19 protein-coding genes are annotated in these 20515 nt (G+C 73.3%); 11 read left to right on the plus strand and 8 right to left on the minus strand.

Translation table 11 applies throughout. The features are described from left to right. Nucleotides 1–32: 32 nt before the first annotated feature. The gene (locus N8I86_RS26900; RefSeq protein ID WP_073889878.1) at nucleotides 33–689 is read left to right on the plus strand and encodes an HU family DNA-binding protein; all 657 of its coding nucleotides are present in this window, start codon (nucleotides 33–35) and stop codon (nucleotides 687–689) included. A 71-nt stretch (nucleotides 690–760) separates the two neighbouring features. Here the strand turns inward: N8I86_RS26900 and N8I86_RS26905 are convergent, their stop codons facing one another. Beyond that, entirely contained in the window at nucleotides 761–964 is a 204-nt protein-coding gene (locus tag N8I86_RS26905) for a hypothetical protein (protein ID WP_073889880.1), read from the minus strand. 223 nt (nucleotides 965–1187) lie between these two features. Then, complete coding sequence (gene cofC, locus N8I86_RS26910) at nucleotides 1188–1826, minus strand: 2-phospho-L-lactate guanylyltransferase (RefSeq protein WP_263278899.1); 639 nt, start codon at nucleotides 1824–1826, stop codon at nucleotides 1188–1190. A gap of 153 nt (nucleotides 1827–1979) precedes the next feature. Between cofC and N8I86_RS26915 the strand changes: the two genes are divergently transcribed. The 3 genes from N8I86_RS26915 (at nucleotide 1980) to N8I86_RS26925 (ending at nucleotide 5017) form a co-directional block, all read left to right on the plus strand. Then, nucleotides 1980–2771, plus strand: a complete 792-nt coding sequence (locus N8I86_RS26915) for a lysophospholipid acyltransferase family protein (RefSeq protein WP_073889884.1) — start codon at nucleotides 1980–1982, stop codon at nucleotides 2769–2771. Further along, a complete protein-coding gene (locus N8I86_RS26920; protein WP_073889885.1) occupies nucleotides 2768–3778 on the plus strand; it encodes an NAD(P)H-dependent glycerol-3-phosphate dehydrogenase in 1011 nt (336 codons plus the stop codon). The genes N8I86_RS26915 and N8I86_RS26920 overlap by 4 nt, the downstream gene beginning before the upstream one ends. Before the next feature lie 81 nt (nucleotides 3779–3859). Next, complete coding sequence (locus N8I86_RS26925; protein ID WP_073889887.1) at nucleotides 3860–5017, plus strand: D-alanine--D-alanine ligase family protein; 1158 nt, start codon at nucleotides 3860–3862, stop codon at nucleotides 5015–5017. 9 nt (nucleotides 5018–5026) lie between these two features. Here N8I86_RS26925 and N8I86_RS26930 read toward each other — a convergent pair whose 3' ends face one another. After that, on the minus strand, nucleotides 5027–5545 hold the full coding sequence (locus tag N8I86_RS26930) for a DUF3515 domain-containing protein (RefSeq protein ID WP_073889888.1): 519 nt from the start codon (nucleotides 5543–5545) through the stop codon (nucleotides 5027–5029). A gap of 20 nt (nucleotides 5546–5565) precedes the next feature. Continuing rightward, nucleotides 5566–5799 (minus strand): Lrp/AsnC family transcriptional regulator, encoded by a 234-nt coding sequence (locus tag N8I86_RS26935; RefSeq protein ID WP_003997603.1) that lies wholly within the window; start codon nucleotides 5797–5799, stop codon nucleotides 5566–5568. 248 nt (nucleotides 5800–6047) lie between these two features. Here N8I86_RS26935 and N8I86_RS26940 point away from each other — a divergent pair, with 248 nt between their 5' ends. Together N8I86_RS26940 and thiD are read left to right on the plus strand one after the other, a co-directional pair. Next, nucleotides 6048–7013 carry a thiamine-phosphate kinase gene (locus tag N8I86_RS26940; protein WP_073889890.1) on the plus strand — a complete coding sequence of 322 codons (966 nt, stop codon included), beginning with the start codon at nucleotides 6048–6050 and terminating at the stop codon, nucleotides 7011–7013. Further along, complete coding sequence (gene thiD / locus N8I86_RS26945) at nucleotides 7010–7798, plus strand: bifunctional hydroxymethylpyrimidine kinase/phosphomethylpyrimidine kinase (protein WP_263278900.1); 789 nt, start codon at nucleotides 7010–7012, stop codon at nucleotides 7796–7798. Before N8I86_RS26940 ends, thiD begins: the two co-directional genes overlap by 4 nt. 153 nt (nucleotides 7799–7951) lie before the next feature. On the opposite strand, the gene rpmB is transcribed toward thiD, so the two are convergent. After that, entirely contained in the window at nucleotides 7952–8137 is a 186-nt protein-coding gene (rpmB, locus tag N8I86_RS26950) for a 50S ribosomal protein L28 (protein WP_004924906.1), read from the minus strand. Between the two features lie 259 nt (nucleotides 8138–8396). On the opposite strand from rpmB, the gene N8I86_RS26955 reads away from it, so the two are divergent. After that, nucleotides 8397–10190: a DAK2 domain-containing protein gene (locus N8I86_RS26955; protein WP_263278901.1), complete on the plus strand. Its 1794-nt coding sequence runs from the start codon at nucleotides 8397–8399 to the stop codon at nucleotides 10188–10190. A 25-nt stretch (nucleotides 10191–10215) separates the two neighbouring features. On the opposite strand, the gene N8I86_RS26960 is transcribed toward N8I86_RS26955, so the two are convergent. Together N8I86_RS26960 and N8I86_RS26965 are read right to left on the minus strand one after the other, a co-directional pair. Then, nucleotides 10216–13197 carry a tetratricopeptide repeat protein gene (locus N8I86_RS26960; RefSeq protein ID WP_263278902.1) on the minus strand — a complete coding sequence of 994 codons (2982 nt, stop codon included), beginning with the start codon at nucleotides 13195–13197 and terminating at the stop codon, nucleotides 10216–10218. Further along, nucleotides 13197–15032 (minus strand): HSP90 family protein, encoded by a 1836-nt coding sequence (locus tag N8I86_RS26965; RefSeq protein WP_263278903.1) that lies wholly within the window; start codon nucleotides 15030–15032, stop codon nucleotides 13197–13199. The genes N8I86_RS26960 and N8I86_RS26965 overlap by 1 nt, the downstream gene beginning before the upstream one ends. Nucleotides 15033–15242: 210 nt before the next feature. Between N8I86_RS26965 and recG the strand changes: the two genes are divergently transcribed. Then, the gene (gene recG / locus N8I86_RS26970) at nucleotides 15243–17462 is read left to right on the plus strand and encodes an ATP-dependent DNA helicase RecG (protein WP_073889901.1); all 2220 of its coding nucleotides are present in this window, start codon (nucleotides 15243–15245) and stop codon (nucleotides 17460–17462) included. Between the two features lie 22 nt (nucleotides 17463–17484). Here the strand turns inward: recG and N8I86_RS26975 are convergent, their stop codons facing one another. Continuing rightward, on the minus strand, nucleotides 17485–18012 hold the full coding sequence (locus tag N8I86_RS26975; protein WP_263278904.1) for a hypothetical protein: 528 nt from the start codon (nucleotides 18010–18012) through the stop codon (nucleotides 17485–17487). Nucleotides 18013–18204: 192 nt separating this feature from the next. On the opposite strand from N8I86_RS26975, the gene rsmD reads away from it, so the two are divergent. From rsmD to N8I86_RS26990, 3 genes are read left to right on the plus strand one after another with little or no spacing between them, the layout of a single operon-like run. Continuing rightward, the gene (gene rsmD / locus N8I86_RS26980; protein WP_073889905.1) at nucleotides 18205–18792 is read left to right on the plus strand and encodes a 16S rRNA (guanine(966)-N(2))-methyltransferase RsmD; all 588 of its coding nucleotides are present in this window, start codon (nucleotides 18205–18207) and stop codon (nucleotides 18790–18792) included. A 26-nt stretch (nucleotides 18793–18818) separates the two neighbouring features. Next, nucleotides 18819–19298 (plus strand): pantetheine-phosphate adenylyltransferase, encoded by a 480-nt coding sequence (coaD, locus tag N8I86_RS26985; protein ID WP_073889907.1) that lies wholly within the window; start codon nucleotides 18819–18821, stop codon nucleotides 19296–19298. A 57-nt stretch (nucleotides 19299–19355) separates the two neighbouring features. Continuing rightward, nucleotides 19356–20447, plus strand: coding sequence for an ATP synthase F0 subunit B (locus N8I86_RS26990; RefSeq protein ID WP_073889910.1), 1092 nt, complete (start codon nucleotides 19356–19358; stop codon nucleotides 20445–20447). Nucleotides 20448–20515 lie beyond the last annotated feature (68 nt).

The following is a 20515-nucleotide window of genomic DNA, read 5'->3' on the forward strand; positions in this document are numbered from 1 at the left end:
TTCGTTCTGGCGATGTCTCCGAAGGGGAAGACGTGAACAAGGCGCAGCTCGTAGAAGCGATTGCCGACAAGGTGGGTGGCCGCCAGCAGGCCGCCGAGGCTGTCGATCATGTCCTGGACGCCATCGTCCGCGCGGTCGTCGCGGGCGAGCGGGTCTCGGTCACCGGCTTCGGGTCCTTCGAGAAGGTGGACCGTCCCGCCCGCTACGCCCGTAACCCCCAGACCGGCGAGCGTGTTCGGGTCAAGAAGACGTCCGTGCCGCGCTTCCGCGCCGGTCAGGGCTTCAAGGACCTGGTCAGCGGCTCGAAGAAGCTGCCGCGCGGTGGCGAGGTCTCGGTGAAGAAGGCGCCCAAGGGCAGCCTGTCCGGCCCGCCCCCCACCATCGCCAAGGCCGCCGGCAAGAAGGCCGCCGCCAAGAAGACCACGGCCGCCGCGGCGAAGAAGGCGACGGCGAAGAAGACGACGGCCAAGAAGACCACGGCCACCGCGAAGAAGACCACGGCGAAGAAGGCGCCCGCCAAGAAGACCACGGCGACCGCCAAGACCACCGCGTCGAAGACCACCGCCAAGAAAACCGCGGCGAAGAAGGCTCCGGCGAAGAAGGTCACCGCGAAGAAGGCCCCGGCCAAGAAGTCGACGGCCCGCAAGACCACCGCGAAGAAGGCCTCCGCCCGCAAGGCGACGTCATAGGGCCGACCGGGCATGCACGCGCCGGGCCGGGCTCCCCTCGGGAGCCCGGCCCGCGGCGTGTGCAAGGGCAGTTACAGGGTCTGCAGGGTCACGAGGGTGATCCGCAGGGCTTCCCCGGCGCCCTCGGTCTCGATCCGCACGCGCTGGCCGGGCCGCAACAGCCGCAGACCGCCCGCGTCGAACGCCGGGGCGTCGAAGGGTACGGGGGTCCCGTCGTCGAGCAGCACCTGTCCGCTGCGGGTCTCGGCGTCGTACGTGTACGCGGTGGCCTGCATGGCAGCAGCGTAGTGCCTCCTGCGGTTCGCCGCCCGGGTCCGTGTCCGTCGCCGGTCCGTTGTGAGTTGCCGGGTGCCGGGGGTTCGTTCGTCCCGGCTTGTGGGTCGTCCGGCGCGGGTGCGTCGTGGTTGCTCGCGCGGTTCCCCGCGCCCCTTGGGGGCGTGCCGGCCCGGTGTGCGCTGTGGTTGGTCGCGTGGTTCCCCGCGCCGCTTTGGGGCGCTGTCAGGTGCGCGGGATGAGGAGTCCCGCCGAGATTGCCGCCGTGTGCGGGCCCACCCCGAGTGCCAGTGCCGCTCGCAGGTCGTCCCCGGTGTCCACGTCCTGCCGTACCGAGTCGACATCCGCGAGGCCGATTTCCGTCGCTCCCGAGGCCCGGTGCCGGGCACGGGAATCCGCGCCGAACGACGGCCGCAATTCCAGACCCGGCGCCGCGGCGAGCAACGTCGTGCCGAGTGCCGCGGCATCTGCGAGAAAAGCGCGCGGGAATTCCCCCGCGGCCCGGAGCACCCGCGCCAGTTCCGGCGGCCGCAGCGCCGGCAGATCCGCGTTGAGGGTCGCGACCGGCGTGCGGGGACGCGTGTCCCGTACGACGGCCGCACCGTGCGCCAGAGCGGCGTTCAGGCCGTCCGCGGGGGCGTCCGGGACGATCCGCGCCCCCAGCGCCGCCAGCGCGCGCCCGGCCACCTCGTCGTCCGTGACGACCGCCACATCCGCCACCGCGTCGCAGGCCAGCGCCGCGGCCACGGTGTCCTGGGCGAACGCGAGGGCCAGTCCCGGGCGAACCCCGTCCGCCGCGGTGTCCGCGAGCCTGCTCTTGGCCCGCGTCAGGGGCTTCAGGGGGATGACCAAGGTCCACTGCACCGGCGTACCGTCCCTCTCTTGTCGCGCTCATTGTCACCCGCGGCAGCGGACGCCCAGCGTGTCGGGCGTACGGTGTTCTCGACAGACCGGCGCCCCGGGGCCACACTTGTGCGGCCCCCAGCCGGGGTGGCAGCCCTAGAGGAAGGTGTCCTTGTGCCCCGCCGCAGAATCGGCTTCTGGTACCGCTTCGCCGCGGTGCTCTGCAAACCGCCGCTGGTGGTTCTGATCAAGCGGGACTGGCGCGGAATGGAGCACATTCCGGCCGAGGGCGGATTTATCACCGTGGTGAACCACAATTCCCACGTGGACCCCTTCGCGTACGCGCACTATCAGTACAACACCGGACGGGTTCCGCGATTCCTCGCGAAGAGCGGCCTTTTCAAGAAGGGATTCGTCGGTGCCGCCATGCGGGGCACCGGGCAGATCCCCGTCTACCGCGAGAGCACGGACGCGCTGAGCGCGTTCCGGGCCGCGATCGACGCCGTGGAGCGCGGCGAGTGCGTCGCCTTCTACCCCGAGGGCACCCTCACCCGCGACCCGAACGGCTGGCCCATGACGGGCAAGACCGGCGCGGCCCGCGTGGCGCTGCAGACCAAGTGCCCGGTCGTTCCCGTCGCCCAGTGGGGCGCCAACGAACTGCTGCCGCCGTACGCCAGGAAGCCGCATCTCTTCCCGCGCAAGACGCACCGCGTGCTGGCGGGCCCGCCGGTCGACCTGTCGCGCTTCTACGACCGGGAGATGACCCCGGAGGTGCTGAAGGAGGCGACCGAGGTCCTCATGGCGGCCGTCACCCGCCTGCTGGAGGAGATCCGCGGCGAGAAGGCCCCCGAGACGCCCTACGACCCGCGCCGGGAACGGATCGAGCAGCGGCGCCGGACCCAGGCGCAGGCCGGCAGGCAGCGCACCGAGGTGCAGAGCGGCGAGGAACAGGAGACCGGTTCGTGAGCAAGCCTGTCCGAGCGGCCGTCATGGGCACCGGCTCATGGGGCACCGCCTTCGGCATGGTCCTGGCCGACGCGGGCTGCGAGGTCACCCTGTGGGCCCGCCGCCCCGAGCTGGCCGAGGCGGTCAACTCCACGCGGACCAACCCCGACTACCTGCCCGGTGTCGAACTCCCGCGGAACCTGCGCGCCACCTCGGACGCGGCCGAGGCCCTCGGCGGCGCGGACTTCACCGTTCTCGCCGTGCCGTCCCAGACCCTGCGCGCCAACCTCGCCGAGTGGGTCCCGCTGCTCGCGCCCGGCACCGTCCTCGTCTCCCTGATGAAGGGCGTCGAACTCGGTTCCACCATGCGGATGAGCGAGGTGATCGACGACGTCGCCAAGGTCGGCGCCGACCGCATCGCGGTGGTCACCGGACCCAACCTGGCCCGGGAGATCGCGGCCCGCATGCCGGCCGCCGCCGTGGTCGCCTGCACCGACGAGACGGTCGCCCGGCGCCTCCAGGCCGCCTGCCACACGCCGTACTTCCGGCCCTACACCAACACCGACGTGGTGGGCTGCGAACTCGGCGGCGCGGTGAAGAACGTCATCGGCCTCGCGGTCGGCATCGCCGACGGCATGGGACTCGGCGACAACGCCAAGGGCTCGCTGATCACCCGCGGGCTCGCCGAGACCACCCGGCTCGGCATGGCCCTCGGCGCCGACCCGCTGACCTTCTCCGGGCTCGCGGGCCTCGGCGACCTGGTGGCCACCTGCTCCTCGCCGCTGTCCCGCAACCACACCTTCGGCACCAACCTCGGCAAGGGCATGACCCTGCAGGAGACCATCGCCGTCACCAAGCAGACCGCCGAGGGCGTCAAGTCCTGCGAGTCGGTGGCGGATCTGGCCCGCCGGCACGGGGTGGAGATGCCCATCACGGAGACGGTCGTGGACATCGTGCACGAGGGCAAGCCTCCGGTGGTCGCCCTCAAGGAGCTGATGTCGCGCAGCGCGAAGCCCGAGCGACGCTGAGCGACCGCCCGGGGGACGCGGGGCCACGGGGGCACGGCGGGCGCTGACTCGGGGGATACCAACGGGTACTCTCAACGCGATATGAGCACCGAGAACCTCCCCCAGAGCCCTGAGCAGCCGTCGCGCAAGCCGCGCGTGGCCGTCGTGTTCGGCGGTCGCAGCTCCGAACACGGGATCTCCGCGGTCACCGCGGGCGCCGTCCTGAGCGCCATCGACCGGTCGAAGTACGACGTCCTGCCGATCGGCATCACCCGGGAAGGCCGCTGGGTGCTGACGGCCGACGAGCCGGAACGCATGGCCATCGCCGACCGCCGCACCCCCGAGGTCGCGGACCTGGCGGAGTCGCACGAGGGCGGCGTGGTGCTGCCCGTCGACCCCGGCAACCGCGAGGTCGTCTACAGCGAGCCCGGCTCCGTGCCCAAGGCGCTCGGCGAGGTCGACGTGGTCTTCCCGGTGCTGCACGGCCCCTACGGCGAGGACGGCACCCTGCAGGGCCTCCTGGAGCTGTCCGGGGTGCCCTACGTGGGCGCCGGTGTGCTCGCCTCGGCCGTCGGCCAGGACAAGGAGTACATGAAGCGGGTGTTCACCTCCTTCGGGCTCAAGGTCGGCCCGTACGTGGTGATCCGCCCCCGCGAGTGGGCCCAGGACGAGTCCGCCGCCCGCAGGAAGATCGTCGACTTCGCCGGGGAGCACGGCTGGCCGCTGTTCGTGAAGCCCGCGCGAGCGGGTTCCTCGATCGGCATCACCAAGGTCGACGACCTGTCCGGCCTGGACGAGGCGATCGCCGAGGCCCAGTCGCACGACCCGAAGATCCTGATCGAGGCGGCCGTACGCGGCCGCGAGATCGAGTGCGGCGTCCTGGAGTTCGAGGACGGCCCCCGCGCCTCCGTGCCGGCCGAGATCCCGGCGCCGGACACGCACGCGTACTACGACTTCGAGGCGAAGTACATCGACTCCACGCCCGGCATCGTCCCGGCGCCGCTCACCGACGAGGAGACCGCCGAGGTGCGCAGGCTCGCGGTCGAGGCGTTCGACGCCGCCTCCTGCGAGGGTCTGGTCCGCGCGGACTTCTTCCTCACCGAGGACGGCGAGTTCGTCATCAACGAGATCAACACCATGCCCGGCTTCACGCCGATCTCGATGTACCCGCAGATGTGGCAGGCCACCGGCGTGAGCTACCCCGAGCTGATCGACCGGCTGGTGCAGGCGGCGCTGAACCGCCCGACCGGACTGCGCTGACCCGCGCCCTCACCGCATGGAGGCGATCCCCTCGGGGATCGCCTTCCTGACGGGGGCGGCGAGCTCCGTGAGGACCGACGTCCCCTCGTCCTGCGCGGACATCCCGTCGACCAGGCTCACCTGCACATACGCCGTCCGGCCGGCCGTGGTGAACCGCCAGGTGCCGTCTTTTTGCTTCTCCATCAGCCAGTCGACGCCGTTCACCCCGCCGGCGACCGCGTCCGGGTCGCCCCCCTCGGCCACCTTGGGATCGACCATCTTCGGCGGCCGTACCACCCCGCAGCGCAGTATGATCGCCGGGTTTCCCCAGCCCGCCGTGTAGGCGGACCGGGGCTCGGGGTCGTTGCGGCCGCGTCCGTCGAGCTTCTGCGGCAGCACGCGGTGCAGATCCCGGCACACCCCGGCCGTCTTCGCGTCGGGACGGGGAACCGCCACCGCGGCGCTGTCGTCCGTTGTGGAACAGCCCGCTGCCGCGATCAGCAGAGCCGGCGCGAGCAGGCCGAGAGGCCGGTGACGGAAGAAGTTCACCGGCCAAGGGTAGACGGGGGCTACAGATGCACGACCGGACAGGTCAGGGTGCGGGTGATGCCGTCCACTTGCTGGACCTTCGCGACCACCATGCGACCCAGGTCGTCGACTGTGTCGGCCTGCGCGCGCACGATGACGTCGTAGGGCCCGGTGACGTCCTCGGCCTGGATCACTCCAGGGATCTTGCTGATCGTCTCGGCGACGGTCGACGCCTTGCCGACCTCCGTCTGGATCAGGATGTACGCCTGTACCACGGAACCTCCAGGGCGGCCACGAGGATCATGTGGGGAAGAGGAACGCCACGGTATCGCGTTGCCGCTCCCCGCGGGGAGACCTGCGGGAACCGGGCTTGCGCGCCAGGGTGCAGGCACGACGGAAGTTGACGGTCACCTCGACCGCGGCGACGGCCATTCCGACCGCGCCGACGGTCACCTCGACCGTATCGGGGACACTGATGACGCGCGACCGGGCACGGCACGGCAGAGAAGGGGAGCCAAGGGAAATGAAGGGCACTGTTGGTGAGCTCGGGGAGTTCGGGCTCATCAGGGAGCTCACCTCCCGTCTCACCACCACCCCGGCGGTTCGGGTCGGCCCCGGCGACGACGCCGCGGTGGTCGCCGCGCCCGACCGCCGGGTCGTGGCGAGCACCGACATCCTGCTGGAGGGGCGGCACTTCCGCCGCGACTGGTCCACGGCCTACGACGTCGGCCGCAAGGCGGCCGCGCAGAACCTCGCGGACATCGCCGCGATGGGCGCCGTGCCGACCGCGCTGCTGCTCGGCCTGGTCGTCCCGGCCGAACTGCCGGTCACCTGGCCGAGCGAGCTGATGGACGGGCTGCGCGACGAGTGCCAGGTCGCGGGCGCCTCCGTGGTGGGCGGGGACGTGGTGCGCGGCGACACGATCACGGTGTCGATCACCGCGCTCGGTGATCTGCGCAACCAGGAGCCGGTGACCCGCGCCGGTGCCCAGCCCGGCGACCTAGTGGCCGTCACGGGCTGGCTGGGCTGGTCCGCGGCCGGCTACGCGGTGCTCTCCCGGGGCTTCCGCTCGCCGCGCGCCTTCGTGGAGGCCCACCGGCGCCCCGAACCGCCGTACCACGCGGGCCCGGCCGCCGCCGCGCTCGGCGCGACCGCGATGTGCGACGTGAGCGACGGTCTCATCGCCGACCTCGGGCACATCGCCGAGGCCAGCAAGGTCCGTATCGACGTCCGGTCCGGCGCGATCGACATCCCGACGCAGATGAACGACATCGGGCAGGCCGTCGGCGTGGACCCGCTGCAGTGGGTGCTGACCGGGGGAGAGGACCACGCGATCGTCGCGACCTTCCCCTCGGACGCCAAGCTGCCCGCGCGCTGGAAGGTCATCGGCGAGGTCCTCAACCCCTCGGCGCTGCCCCAGGTGACGGTCGACGGGGCGCCCTGGACCAGCAAGGGCGGCTGGGACCACTTCGGAGACATGGAGTCATGAGCATCCCCAGGGTTCTCACGGTGGCCGGCTCGGACTCCGGCGGCGGCGCCGGGATCCAGGCCGACCTGAAGACCATGCTGGCGCTCGGCGTGCACGGGATGAGCGTGATCACCGCGGTGACCGCGCAGAACTCCGTGGGCGTGCAGGGCGCCTGGGAGCTGCCCGTGGCCGCCGTACGGGCCCAGTACCGCAGCGTGGTCGACGACATCGGCGTCCAGGCCGTGAAGACCGGCATGCTGGCCTCCGCCGAACTGGTGGAGGCGGTCGCCGAGTTGATCTCCGGCACGGACGCGCCGGCCGTGGTCGACCCGGTGGGCGTCTCCAAGCACGGCGATTCGCTGCTGGCCGCCTCCGCGCTGGACTCGGTGCGCACCAAGCTGCTGCCGGTGGCGACCGTGGCGACCCCGAACCTGGACGAGGTGATCCAACTCACCGGGGTCCGGGTCGAGTCGGAGGACGGTCTGCGCCGGGCCGCGGCGGCCGTCCTGGAGTACGGGCCGCGCTGGGTGCTGATCAAGGGCGGGCACCTGTCCGGGGACGCCGTGGACCTCCTGACGGACGGCTCGGCGGAGCACTGGCTGCGGTCCCCGCGCCACGACAACCGGCACACGCACGGCACGGGCTGCACGCTCGCCTCCGCGATCGCGTCCGGCCTGGCGAAGGGACTGCCGGTCCCGGAGGCCGCCCACGCGGCCAAGGCGTACGTCACCGGGGCGATCGCCGCGGGGTTCGCCCTCGGGGCGGGCATCGGACCGGTGGACCACGGCTGGCGCTTTCGCGCGTGAGGCGTTCCCGGCCCCTACCGGCGGCCGGGAACCGGTCCATGGAGGCGAGAGCCTCCCGGTGGCATCAAAGAGAACGGCAAAAAGCCGGCCCACCCGCAGGTGGACCGGCTTCGTGCAGCGAACCAAGCAGTGGCCGCGCGCTCAGCTGTAGCGTCAGCGCGAGACCTTGCCGGCCTTGATGCACGAGGTGCAAGCGTTCACGCGCTTCGGCGTCCCGCCGACCACGGTACGCACACGCTGGATGTTCGGGTTCCAGCGGCGAGGCGTACGGCGGTGCGAGTGCGAGATGTTGTTGCCGAAGCCCGGCCCCTTGCCGCAGACGTCGCAGTTGGCAGCCACGGGTCACTCCAAAGACTTCAGATGCACTTACGGTTGATCCCGGCATGCCGGGATCGAGATCATCAGACTTGAGACCTTGAATGGCGTTGCCAGGGGGAATGGCCCGATCGGATCGGGCAACCGGAGCAGCATACAACGACTGCGTCCGTACAACGAAACTACCATGGCAGCTCAGGGCCCCGCCCCCGGCCCTCTTCCGGTGAGGACCGGCCCGGGGTCTACGCTGCGTCCCACGTAAGGCCGGCTCAGGGAGGCGCAGGTGGCGCAGGTGCCGCAGACATTCTTCGATGCTCTCGCGGTGCGCACCTGGTGCGGTCTGGCGCTCCGGGCACTCGGGCGGGCCCGCGAGGAGATCGACGCGATCAACGTCTATCCCGTGGCGGACGGCGACACCGGGACCAACCTCTATCTGACCCTGGAGTCCGCGACGACCGCCGTGGAGGCCGTGTTCGCCGGTCACGGGACGGGCGCCGGGGAGCCGTCCCTCGCGGACGCGGTGCGCGCGATGGCCCACGGGGCGCTCATCGGGGCCCGCGGCAACTCCGGGACGATCCTCGCGCAGCTGCTGCGGGGCATGGCCCAGGTGCTCGCCGACGACGCCCGGCCCGAATCCGCCCGCCCCGACGGCACGGGGCTCCGGCTGGCCCTGCGGCGGGCCGCCGACTCCGCCCGGGAGGCCGTGGCCCATCCGGTCGAGGGCACCGTGCTGACGGTCGCCGCCGCCGCGGCCGACGCCGCCGAGGGCACCGAGGGCGACTGCGGAACCGTCGCGCGGGCCGCGTACGAGGGCGCGCGGGCGGCCCTGGCCGCCACCCCCGGCCAGCTGGCCGTGCTGCGCCGGGCCGGGGTCGTCGACGCGGGCGGACGCGGTCTGGTGACCGTGCTGGGGGCGCTGGTGGAGGCGTTCACCGGGGAGGCGGTCCGCGAGACCCTGCACGCCGCCCAGGCCGCCTCGGACGCGCACGCGCGCGTGACGGGTGTGCCCGGGGGCGCCGCGGCCGGACCGTGGACGCGTGCGGAGGCGGCCGCCTCCGACACCGCCCGCGCCGCCTGCGAGGTGCCGGGGGAGGGCACGCGGGCCCGCGCGGCCGTCGCCGGACCCGTGGCCTGCGCCGACGGCGCCGAGCCGGGCGGTCCCGCCTTCGAGGTGATCTACCTGCTGGAGGCCGACGACGCGGCCGTGGCCCGGCTGCGCGCGCGGCTCGACGCCCTCGGCGACTCCCTGGTCGTCGTCGGCGGCGACGGACTGTGGAACGTGCATGTGCACGTCGACGACGCCGGCGCCGCGGTGGAGGCGGGCGTCGAGGCCGGGCGGCCGTACCGGATCCGGATCACGCACTTCGGGCTCGGCGACGTCCACACCGGCGGGGAACGGCCGCCGCGCGAGCGCGTCCAGCGGGCCGTCGTCGCCGTCGTACCGGGCGAGGGCCTGGCCGGGCTGTACGCCGAGGCCGGCGCGACCACGGTCCTCGCCCGCCCCGGGGAACCGCCCGCCAGCGGGGAGCTGGTGCAGGCACTGCGGCGCGCCCACGCGCGCGAGGTGGTGCTGCTGCCCAACGACGCCGAACTGCGCCACACGGCCGCCGCCGCGGCCGAGCAGGCCCGCACCGAGGGCATCCGGGTGGCCCTGATCCCCACCCGGTCCGCGGTCCAGGGCATCGCCGCGCTCGCCGTGCACGAGCCCGAGCGCCGGTTCGACGAGGACGTCGTCCAGATGACCTCGGCGGCGGGCGCCACCCGCTACGCCGAGGTCGTCGTCGCCGAACGCCAGTCCTGGACGACGGCCGGGATCTGCCAGGCCGGAGACGTCCTCGGCCTGATCGACGGCGACGTGGCGGTGATCGGACCGGACGTCACCGCCACCGCCGAGACCCTCCTGGACCGCATGCTCCAGGCCGGCGGCGAACTCGTCACCCTCGTCGTCGGCGACGAGGCCCCGGCGACCGTCGCGGGCCGCCTGGAGACACGGGTGCGCGAGTCCTACCTAGCCGTGGACACCGTCGTGTATCCGGGCGGCCGGCAGGGCGCGCTGCTGCTCATCGGCGTGGAGTGAGCGGCCCGCTCCGGCCGCGCCCCGCTCACGCCCCGGCCCGCGCCGCCCGGAGTATCCGGTCCGCCTCCGCCCGCCGGGCCAGGACCGTCCCGTCCTCGTCACCGGCGCCCTCGTAGGCCGCGAGCACACCACGCGCGCGTGCCGCCGCCGCATCGGGCCGGCCCAGGTCGGCCTCCAGCCGCCCCGCGGCGAGTTCCGCCCCGGTACGGCCGTGCAGCCCGCCCGCGCCGAGCGTGCCGAACACCACGACCGCCTCCTCCGTCCGTGCCAGCGCCGCCTCCAGCGCGGCCCGGACCTCGTCGTCCCCCACCTCGTCGTCCCCCACCTCGCCCTCGGCCGCCTCGCCCTCGGCCGCCTCGCCCTCGGCCCGCTCGGCCGCCCAGCGGGCCAGCAGGTCACCGAACTGACGGTGGGTGTGACCGAGTTCGTCCGTCAGCTGCTCCCGGGCCACCGGGTCGGCGGCGGCCGCCAGCGCCTCCTCGCACTCGCGTACCGCCTCCGCCATCAGCTCCCGCGCGCCCTCGGCGCCGGACGCACCGCGCAGCGCCAGCCAGCCGCGGGCGCGCAGCGACCGCACCAGGAAGTACGGGTTGTCCAGAGCGCGCCACAGCTCGCCCGCGCGCGTGTAGGCCTCGTCCGCCTCGTCCAGCAGTCCGGCGCTGCCCAGGGACTCGGCGGCCAGGTGCGCGAGGGTGGCGTGGTCCTGCTGCTCGGGCCAGTGCCGGGCGATGTCGGCGGCCCGCAGCCGGTGCTCGGCGGCCTCCCGGTGCTCGCCCAGCTCGCCCAGGCAGTCCCCGAGCCACCAGCGGGCCTGCACGACCACCCCGTCCCCGTGCGTCCCCGGGTCCAGGTCGACCAGCGCGGACTCCAGCACCTCGGCGGCCTCCGCGTACCGCCCCTGGCGCAGCAGGAAGCCGCCCAGCTGCTGCCGCGCCCAGGCGCCGAGCGTGCCGCTCTCGCCCGCCTCGTCGGCCCAGTGCGCGGCCTCCAAGGCGTGCTCCGCGGCCTCCACGGCCTCACCCCCGCCGCCGATCACCTCCGCGAGCTGCAGGTGCAGCTGCGCCCGCCCGACCGGCTCCACGTACGGCCCGCCGTGCTCCAGGGCGCCGCGCAGGGCCCGCTCGGCCCCGGCCATGTCACCGGCCTGGTGGGCCAGGGCGGCGACCTGCACCTCGTACTCGACCGCGAACCAGGGCAGCCCCGCGGCCACGTACGCGTCGACGGCCCGTCGGAACAGCTCGGCCGCCCGGCCGGCGTCTCCGGCGTGCCCGGCCAGCTCGGCGAGCATCGCCCGGGCCTCGGCGGCCCGCGCCGCGAGCCGCACCTCGTCCCCGTCCCGCCCGTCGACCAGCGCCAGCACCTCGCGCACCGCCCGCTCGGCGGCCGCGAGCGCCGTCCCGGCGGCCGGACCCGCGGGGTCCTCGTGCATCCGGCGCATCAGGATCCGGGCCCGGCTCATCACCACCGCGGCCGTCTGCCGCACCCCGGTGGCCCCGTCGGCGTACAGCGCGAGCACCTCGTCGTACAGGCCCGCCACGACCGCCAGGGCCGCGTCGACCTCGCCGTGCAGCGCCCGGACGTACGCCCCGCGCGCGCGTGCCGCCAGCGCCTCGCCGGGATCGCCCGCCTCCGCGTACAGCGCGGCCGCCCGCTCGAACAGCTCGACGGCCTCGGGCCCGCCCGCCATCGCCTCGTGGTCGGCGATCTCCGCGCGGTCCCGCGGCTCCAGCTCCGCGTCCCGCGCCGCTTCCGCCACCGCGGCCCAGGCCCTCAGCGCGTGCGGCCGCAGGGTGTCCGACATCCGCCGCGCCTCGGCGAGCAGCACGCTCAGCCCGGCCGGACTATCCGCGTTCCCGGGCGCCGGGGCCGCCGCCTCCGGCGCCGGCGCCGGGCGCACCGTACGCACACCCAGCGGGAGCCGCTCCACCAGCGGGCGCTGCGCCATGCGCGCGCGTGCCCGGTCGCCGACGTACGAGGTGCCGTTCCTGCGGTCGAACCGCTCGGCCAGCTCCGTCGCCTCCGCGCGCGCGTGCACGGCCAGCTCCCGCGCCGTCCAGGTCCGTCCGGCGGGCCCCGGCACCCGCTGCGCGCCCAGCCCCAGCTCGGCCAGCCGGTCCGCGAGCAGCGCCACCACGGCCATGAAGTCCAGCCGGCTGCGCGGATGACCGGTGTCCGTGAAGTACGCCGGGCGCTCGGCGAGCAGTTCGAGACCGCGTGCCTCGTTGCCGGTCAGCGCGCAGAACTCCACGTGGTCCGCGTAGGCGCCGCGCATGCTCTCCATCGGGCGCACCAGCCGGAAGCCCCGCAGATGGTTCGCCCGGGCCTCCTCCACCCGGCCGAGCCGCAGCAGGGGCTTCAGCGACGAGGCCAGGACCGTGTGCGGCTCGTGCGCGCAGCTGTACTCGCCCTCCAGCACCGGCCGCCACAGGCCGAGGGCCTCCGCGTCCCGGCCGGACTCCGCCTGCCAGACACCCTGTCCGTGCAGCTCGCACGCGTGGCAGTCGGCCATCGCGTCGCGGTCCGCGGCCAGCCACGCGGTGTACGCCCGCTCCGCCCGAGCCAGGTCCCCGACGTGCGCGGCCACACTGAACTCGGCGCTGCGCACGGCCCGTTCGGAGTGCCCGGCGAGCCGGTAGCGGTGCTCCATCTCGCCGAGCCACTTCTCGACCGACGCGAGCGGGACGTGCGGCTGGTCCAGCATGCCCGCCGACATCCACTTGAACACCCAGTGCAGCGAGTGCGCCTCGTACGCGTCGAAGTCCTCCGGCCGTTCGTCCCACATCCGCAGCAGCCGCGCGAACGGGACGAACATCTTGTCCTTCTCGGAGCTGTAGTTGTAGACCTTCAGCTGGTGTCCGAGCGCCTCGATCACGGCGAGCGGCACCTCCAGCCGCTCCGCCTCCGCCAGCAGCAGCTCCGCGCGCGCGTTGCGGGCCGGGCCCTCCGGCTGCTCGGAGTTCTCCGCCAGTGCCCGGCGCAGTGCGTCGAAGTCCGCGATCTCACCCATCAGCGGTCGCTCTCCCCGTGCGTGGCCCACTCCAGCAGGCCGATGAACGCCCGGTTGAGCAGCGCCGAGTCGGCCGGCCGCAGCGGACGCTGCGCCATCAGCAGCGCCTGCCCGTACAGCGACTCGGTGGCGGTGCCGATCAGCTCCGGGTCCTTGATCGAACTGATCCGCCGGACCAGCGGGTTGAGGTGGTTCAGCACCAGACGCGCGCGCGGGGCGCCGCCGCGCAGCGAGCCCAGGATGCCGGCCCACAGGTCGTCGGCCCGCTCCTCGGCCTCCGCCCGCGCCTGCTCGTGCCGCGCCGTCCGGTCGTCCAGGTGCAGCGCGGGCACGGACAGCGGGTGGAAGGCGCGCAGGACGACGTCGCAGCCCAGCGGATCGAGCTTCGCGCGCGCGGCGGCCAGGAAACCCGACAGGGCCAGTTCCGCGGCCGGGTCCACGGCGTCCAGGTGCGCGGTCACGGTGTCCGCGTCCAGCTCGGCGACGACCGTCCCCGGACGCACCCGCGGCAGCGCCTCGACCAGATCGCTGTCGTAGGTGTAGCCGCCGTTGACGACCCCGACGCCCTGCGCGGAGGCGATCGGCGCGACCTGCCGGTACTCCTCGACGGTCCGCGTGAAGTGCACCACCGGGTGCCGTTGCGCGAACTCCTCCAGGGACAGCTGTCCGTCGGTCGTCTCGAACGGCAGCCACGGCAGCATCGTGCGCAGCATGTCGGTGTCGTGCCGGGCGAGGGACTTCACCCCCAGGTGGTGCACGGCGAGGAAGGCCGCGAGCCGCTCCGGATCACCCGCCGCGAGCCCGGTCAGCCAGGACCGGATCCGCTCGCCGAGCGCGTCCCGCACGGCGGCGAGGGTCTCGTCCTCGTACAGCGACTCGCGCGAGGCGGTCGGCCGCAGGCTGTCGGTGTCCAGCACGCAGCGCACGAAGAACGCCCAGTCCGGCAGCAGCTGTTCGGCCCGCTCGGTGAGCAGCATGCCCTTCAGGTGCACCCGGTGCGTCGCCCGCTGGGCCGGGCTGACCGCCGACGGCAGCACGTACGCCACCCCGCGGACACCGGCCACCGGCACGTCCAGGCCGATCGAGTCCAGCGGGGTGAAGCCGAACAGCTCGTGGCAGTGCCGGGCCAGCGCCCCCCGCCTCGTGGCGGGGCTCGGGTACGGGCGGTCCCAGGGCGCGGGCAGGTCGCTGATCGGCTCCCCGTCCACCCGGACGTCGTACGGCAGCAGCGCGCCGAAGTCCCGGGCCAGGGTGAGGACCCGCTCGGGCGACAGCCACTCGGCCGCTCCGGCGCGCGGGGTCAGGTGCACGGTCGTGCCGGGCTCGGGCCGCTCCGCGTGCGGCAGCGTGCGCACGGTGTACGACCCGTCGTCGTGGGCCGTCCACTCCACCGGCGGCGCCTCGGGCGCCCTGGCGCTGCGGCTGACGACGCGGATCCGCTCGGCGACCACGAAGCAGGCGAGCAGCCCGATGCCGAACTGGCCGAGGAAGTCGGACCGGACCTCCTGCAGCCCCTGGGCCCGTTTGGAGCTGCGGCCGATGGTCGCGAGGAGGGTGTGCACGTCCGACTCGGTGAGCCCGACGCCGCTGTCCTCCACGCGCAGGCCGCCGTCCGCCGCGTGCAGCCGGACCAGCGCCGGGGCGTCCGGCTCCTCGGCCCGCCGGGCGGTGACGGCGTCCACGGCGTTCTGCAGCAGCTCCCGCAGGTAGACCTTGGGGCTGGAGTAGAGGTGGTGGGAGAGCAGGTCCACCAGTCCGCGCAGGTCGACCTGAAACGTATGAGGTTGGTGGGGTGACCGGGATGCCTGGGATGACTGTGAGGTCTGGGAGTCCATCGTCACTGCGCCGGAGGGGGGAGCGCGTTCGGCGCGGGGTCGGGCGGTCCCGGGTGGGCGGTGACCGCGAAGGATGGCCGGAGCGCGTCATCCTAGGCCCGGAACAGCCGCCCTGACCAGGGGTTTCCCGGATCTCTCCGACGAAGCGGAGGCCCCGCGGGACGAAATCGCAGGGCAGCGTCTACGGCTTTGTCAGTGCGGTGGTGTGCAATGGATCTCGTGCCCGCACTGGAAGAACCGCTGAAACAACCCCTGAAGTCAGTGCTCGGCCCCGCCACCGCGAAGGTGATGGCCGAGCACCTCGGCCTGCACAGCGTCGGCGACCTCCTGCACCACTATCCGCGCAGATACGAGGAGCGGGGGCAGCTCACCCACCTCGCCGACCTCCCGATGGACGAGCACGTCACGGTGGTCGCCCAGGTCGCCGACGCCCGGCTGCACACCTTCGCCTCGGCCAAGGCCCCCCGTGGCAAGGGCCAGCGCCTCGAGGTCACGATCACCGACGGCAGCGGCCGGCTCCAGCTGGTGTTCTTCGGCCACGGCGTGCACAAGCCGCACAAGGAGCTGCTGCCGGGCACCCGCGCGATGTTCGCCGGCAAGGTCTCCGTCTTCAACCGCCGCCTCCAACTGGCCCACCCCGCTTACGAGTTGCTGCACGGCGACAGCGAGGAGACGGTCGAGACCTGGGCCGGCGCCCTCATCCCGATCTACCCGGCCACCGCCAAGCTGGAGTCGTGGAAGATCGGCAAGGCGGTCCAGACCGTGCTGCCCAGCGCGCAGGAGGCCCTGGACCCGCTCCCGGAGACCCTCCGGGAGGGCCGGGGTCTGCTCCCGCTGCCGGAGGCCCTGCTCAAGATCCACCGGCCGCACACCAAGGCGGACATCGCCGGTGCCCGCGACCGCCTGAAGTGGGACGAGGCCTTCGTCCTCCAGGTCGCCCTGGCCCGCCGCCGTCACGCCGACACGCAACTCCCGGCCGTACCCCGCACCCCCCGGCCGGACGGCATCCTCGCGGCCTTCGACGACCGCCTCCCCTTCACCCTCACCGAGGGCCAGCGGAAGGTCTCCAAGGAGATCTTCGACGACCTGGCCACCGACCACCCGATGCACCGGCTGCTGCAGGGGGAGGTCGGAAGCGGGAAGACCATGGTCGCCCTGCGGGCCATGCTCGCCGTGGTCGACGCCGGCGGCCAGGCGGCCATGCTCGCGCCCACCGAGGTGCTCGCCCAGCAGCACCACCGCTCGATCACCGAGATGATGGGCGAGCTCGCCGAGGGCGGCATGCTGGGCGGCGCCGAGCACGCCACCAAGGTGGTCCTGCTCACCGGCTCCATGGGCGCCGCCGCCCGCCGCCGCGCCCTGCTCGACCTGGCCACCGGTGAGGCCGGCCTGGTCATCGGCACGCACGCCCTCATCGAGGACAGGATCCAGTTCCACGACCTCGGCCTGGTCGTCGTCGACGAGCAGCACCGCTTCGGCGTCGAGCAGCGCGACGCCCTCCGGGGCAAGGGCAAGCAGCCCCCGCACCTGCTCGTCATGACGGCCACGCCCATCCCGCGCACGGTCGCCATGACGGTCTTCGGGGACCTGGAGACCTCCGTCCTCGACCAGCTCCCGGCCGGCCGCTCCCCGATCGCCAGCCATGTCGTGCCCGCCGCCGACAAGCCGCACTTCCTCGCCCGCGCCTGGGAGAGGGTCCGCGAGGAGGTCACAGGCGGCCATCAGGCGTACGTCGTCTGCCCCCGCATCGGTGACGAGGAGGACGACCCCAAGAAGGCCGGGCGGAAGAAGTCCGCCGAGGACGAGGCGGAGAAGCGGCCCCCGCTCGCCGTCCTCGACGTCGCCGGCCAGCTGAGCGGCGGCCCCCTGCAGGGCCTGCGGGTCGAGGTGCTGCACGGCCGTATGCACCCCGACGACAAGGACGCGGTGATGCGCCGCTTCGCCGCGGGCGAGACCGACGTCCTGGTCGCCACGACCGTCATCGAGGTGGGCGTCAACGTCCCCAACGCCACCGCCATGGTGATCATGGACGCGGACCGCTTCGGCGTCTCCCAGCTCCACCAGCTGCGCGGCCGGGTCGGCCGTGGCGCGGCGCCCGGCCTGTGCCTCCTGGTCACCGAGATGCCCGAGGCGAGCGCGGCCCGCCAGCGCCTGAACGCCGTCGCCTCCACCCTCGACGGCTTCGAGCTCTCCCGCATCGACCTGGAACAGCGCCGCGAGGGCGACGTCCTCGGCCAGGCCCAGTCCGGCGCCCGCTCCAGCCTCCGGGTCCTCGCGGTCATCGAGGACGAGGAGGTCATCGCCGAGGCACGGGAGGAGGCGGCGTCCCTCGTGGCGGCGGACCCCGACCTGGAGCACCTCCCCGGCCTGCGCACTGCCCTGACCGCCCTCCTGGACGAGGAACGGGAGCAGTACCTGGAGAAGGGCTGACACGCCGGCCCGCGAGGGGACCTCAGCAGTGGATCTCGACCCGGACGACGAGGGTGTCGGCGGCCAGCTGGTCGAGGTACGCGTGGGTGGTCACCGAGTCGTCCAGGAAGCCGCCGGAGACCCACGTCCCGCCCACGGTGAGCAGATGGTCCGTCGCCACCACCCAGGTGTCGGCGAACTCGAAGACGTGACCTCTGCGGTCCTCGTCGCTCAAGGACGCCCAGTGCCGCTCGGCGTTCGCGGGTGCCCCGGCCCCCATGGCCGCGAAGTCCAGCAACGCGCGCGGGCCGCCGTCGCACAGCCCCAGGACCGCCCGCCGCTCCCGGCCCCTGCGGGGCGTGAGGTCCCGGAACAGCCGGGGGCGGGCCTCGTGTCGGGGCACCACCATGAATGCGTGGTCCGGCTGCCCGAGCCGCCAGTGGTCCCATTCCCCCTGGTAGGGCTCATGACGTCCGTTCATGTCGAGGGGCGCGAGAGCCGCGGCGAGGGCGGCGTGCAGATCGGCGCCGGCCTCGGGCGGCAGGCAGACGGTGACGACTTCGCCGGACACGGACTCCCCCTGGATCTTCGGCCGGGCGGACGGTGATGCTGTCAGCTCCGGGCCGGGCCGACCACGCGTTTCCCGCGCGCCGCGCTCCGCGCCGCCCCGGCACCCGTAGCCGGGGCAGGGCGCGTGTCCGGTGTGCGCCTGCCAGACTTGGCGCGTACAGCCGCTGAAGCCACCCAGGACGAAGGACCCGAAATGACCCGCGTGATCGCCGGCGCAGCCGGTGGACGCCGGCTGGCCGTTCCGCCAGGCACCGGCACCCGGCCGACCTCGGACCGAGCGCGCGAGGGCCTCTTCTCCACCTGGCAGTCCCTGCTGGGCGGCCCCCTGGAGGGCGAGCGGGTCCTGGACCTCTACGCCGGTTCCGGAGCCGTGGGCCTGGAGGCCCTGTCCCGGGGCGCCGGCCACACCCTCCTGGTGGAGGCCGACGCACGCGCGGCCCGCATCGTCCGGGAGAACGTCCGCGCCCTCGGTCTGCCGGGCGCGGAGGTGCGGGCGGGCAAAGCGGAACAGATCATCAGAACCGCACCCCCGGCCGATCCGTACGACCTCGTCTTCCTCGACCCTCCGTACGCCGTCACCGACGACGATCTTCGCGAGATCCTGCTCACACTCCGCACGGAGGGCTGGCTCGCCGGGGAAGCCCTCGTCACCGTGGAGCGCAGCACCAGAGGCGGCGAATTCCACTGGCCGGACGGCTTCGAGGCGATCCGGTCCCGTCGCTACGGCGAGGGAACGTTTTGGTACGGTCGCGCCGCCTCTACGTGCGAAGACGCACGATGACCGGACCGGAGAGCGAGGGATCACAAGTGCGCCGCGCCGTCTGTCCCGGGTCGTTCGACCCGATCACCAACGGACACCTCGACATCATTGCCCGAGCCTCCCGTCTGTACGACGAGGTCTACGTGGCGGTGATGATCAACCAGTCCAAGAAGGGCCTGTTCGAGATCGAGGAGCGGATCGAGCTGATCCGCGAGGTCACCGCCGAGTACGGCAACGTCCGCGTCGAGGCCTTCCACGGCCTCCTCGTCGACTTCTGCAAGCAGCGCGACATCCCGGCCATCGTCAAGGGCCTGCGCGCGGTCAGCGACTTCGACTACGAGCTGCAGATGGCCCAGATGAACAACGGCCTCACGGGCGTCGAAACGCTGTTCGTGCCCACCAACCCCACCTACAGCTTCCTGTCCTCCTCCCTGGTCAAGGAGGTCGCGGCCTGGGGCGGAGACGTCTCCCACCTGGTGCCCGCCCAGATCCTGGACGCCCTGAACACGCGCCTGCGCAAGGACTGATGGGGCTACAGTCGTCCCGTCCGTCTCCAACCCGGCTGTAGAGAGTGGCGAGCACAGGTGGACGTGCAGAAGAAGCTCGACGAGATCGTCTCCGCGGTGGAAGGCGCCCGGGGCATGCCCATGTCGGCGTCCTGCGTGATCAACCGTGCCGAGCTGCTCGCGATGCTGGACGAGGTGCGCCAGGCCCTGCCCGGCTCCCTCGCCCAGGCGCAGGAACTGATCGGCGGCCGTGAGCAGATGGTCGAGCAGGCCCGCGCCGAGGCCGACCGGATCATCTCCGACGCGCACGCCCACCGCGGCTCGCTGATCTCCGACACCGAGATCGCCCGCCGCTCCCAGGCCGAGGGCGACCGGATCCTCGACGAGGCCCGCAAGGAGGCCGACGAGGTCCGCGCCGAGGCCGACGACTACGTCGACTCCAAGCTCGCCAACTTCGAGGTCGTCCTCACCAAGACGCTCGGCTCGGTCGGCCGCGGCCGCGAGAAGCTGCTCGGCACCGGCCCCGGCCTGGACGAGAACGGCTACGAGGACGAGGACGCCCCCGAGCGCAGCCAGGACCCCGAGACCCTGCGGCACAACGCCGACGCGTACGTCGACGCCAAGCTCGGCGCCTTCGAGGCGGTCCTCGCCAAGACCCTGGAGGCCGTCGGGCGGGGCCGGCAGAAGCTGCACGGCCGGATCGCCACGGACGACCTCGGCGCGCTCGCCGACGACACCACGACGTTCCAGCACTCCAGCGACGCCGACTACCTCGCCGACCTCGCGGCCCTCGCCGATACCCCGGCCGAGCGCCCCGCGCCGCGCCGGCCGGAGCCGTCGTACGAGCCGCAGCCGGGCTACGCCCCCACCCCCGGCTACGGCCCGGCGGGAGGCGACCCCGTCCCGCAGCAGCCGGACCCGTACGCGGGCTTCCCGCAGCAGCCGGACTACGCCCAGCAGCAGGACCCGTACGGCTACCAGCAGGCCGACCCCTACGCCTACCAGGGGTACGACGCCCAGCAGGCCGCCTACGACCCCCACCAGGCGCAGCAGCAGGCCCACCAGCAGTCCCCGCAGGGCTACGACCTCGACGAGGCCAGCCTCTTCGACACGAGCATGATCAGCGCGGAGCAGCTGAGGGCGTACGAACAGGGCCGGGGCCTCCAGTAGGGGCCGGAGCCGTACCGGATTGGGCCCTGAGCGAAAGGTCCAGTATCCTGGCTCTTCGGTCGCGCGTA

Origin of the sequence: Streptomyces albidicamelliae, from assembly GCF_025642175.1 — a bacterium.
GTDB lineage: Bacteria > Actinomycetota > Actinomycetes > Streptomycetales > Streptomycetaceae > Streptomyces > Streptomyces albidocamelliae.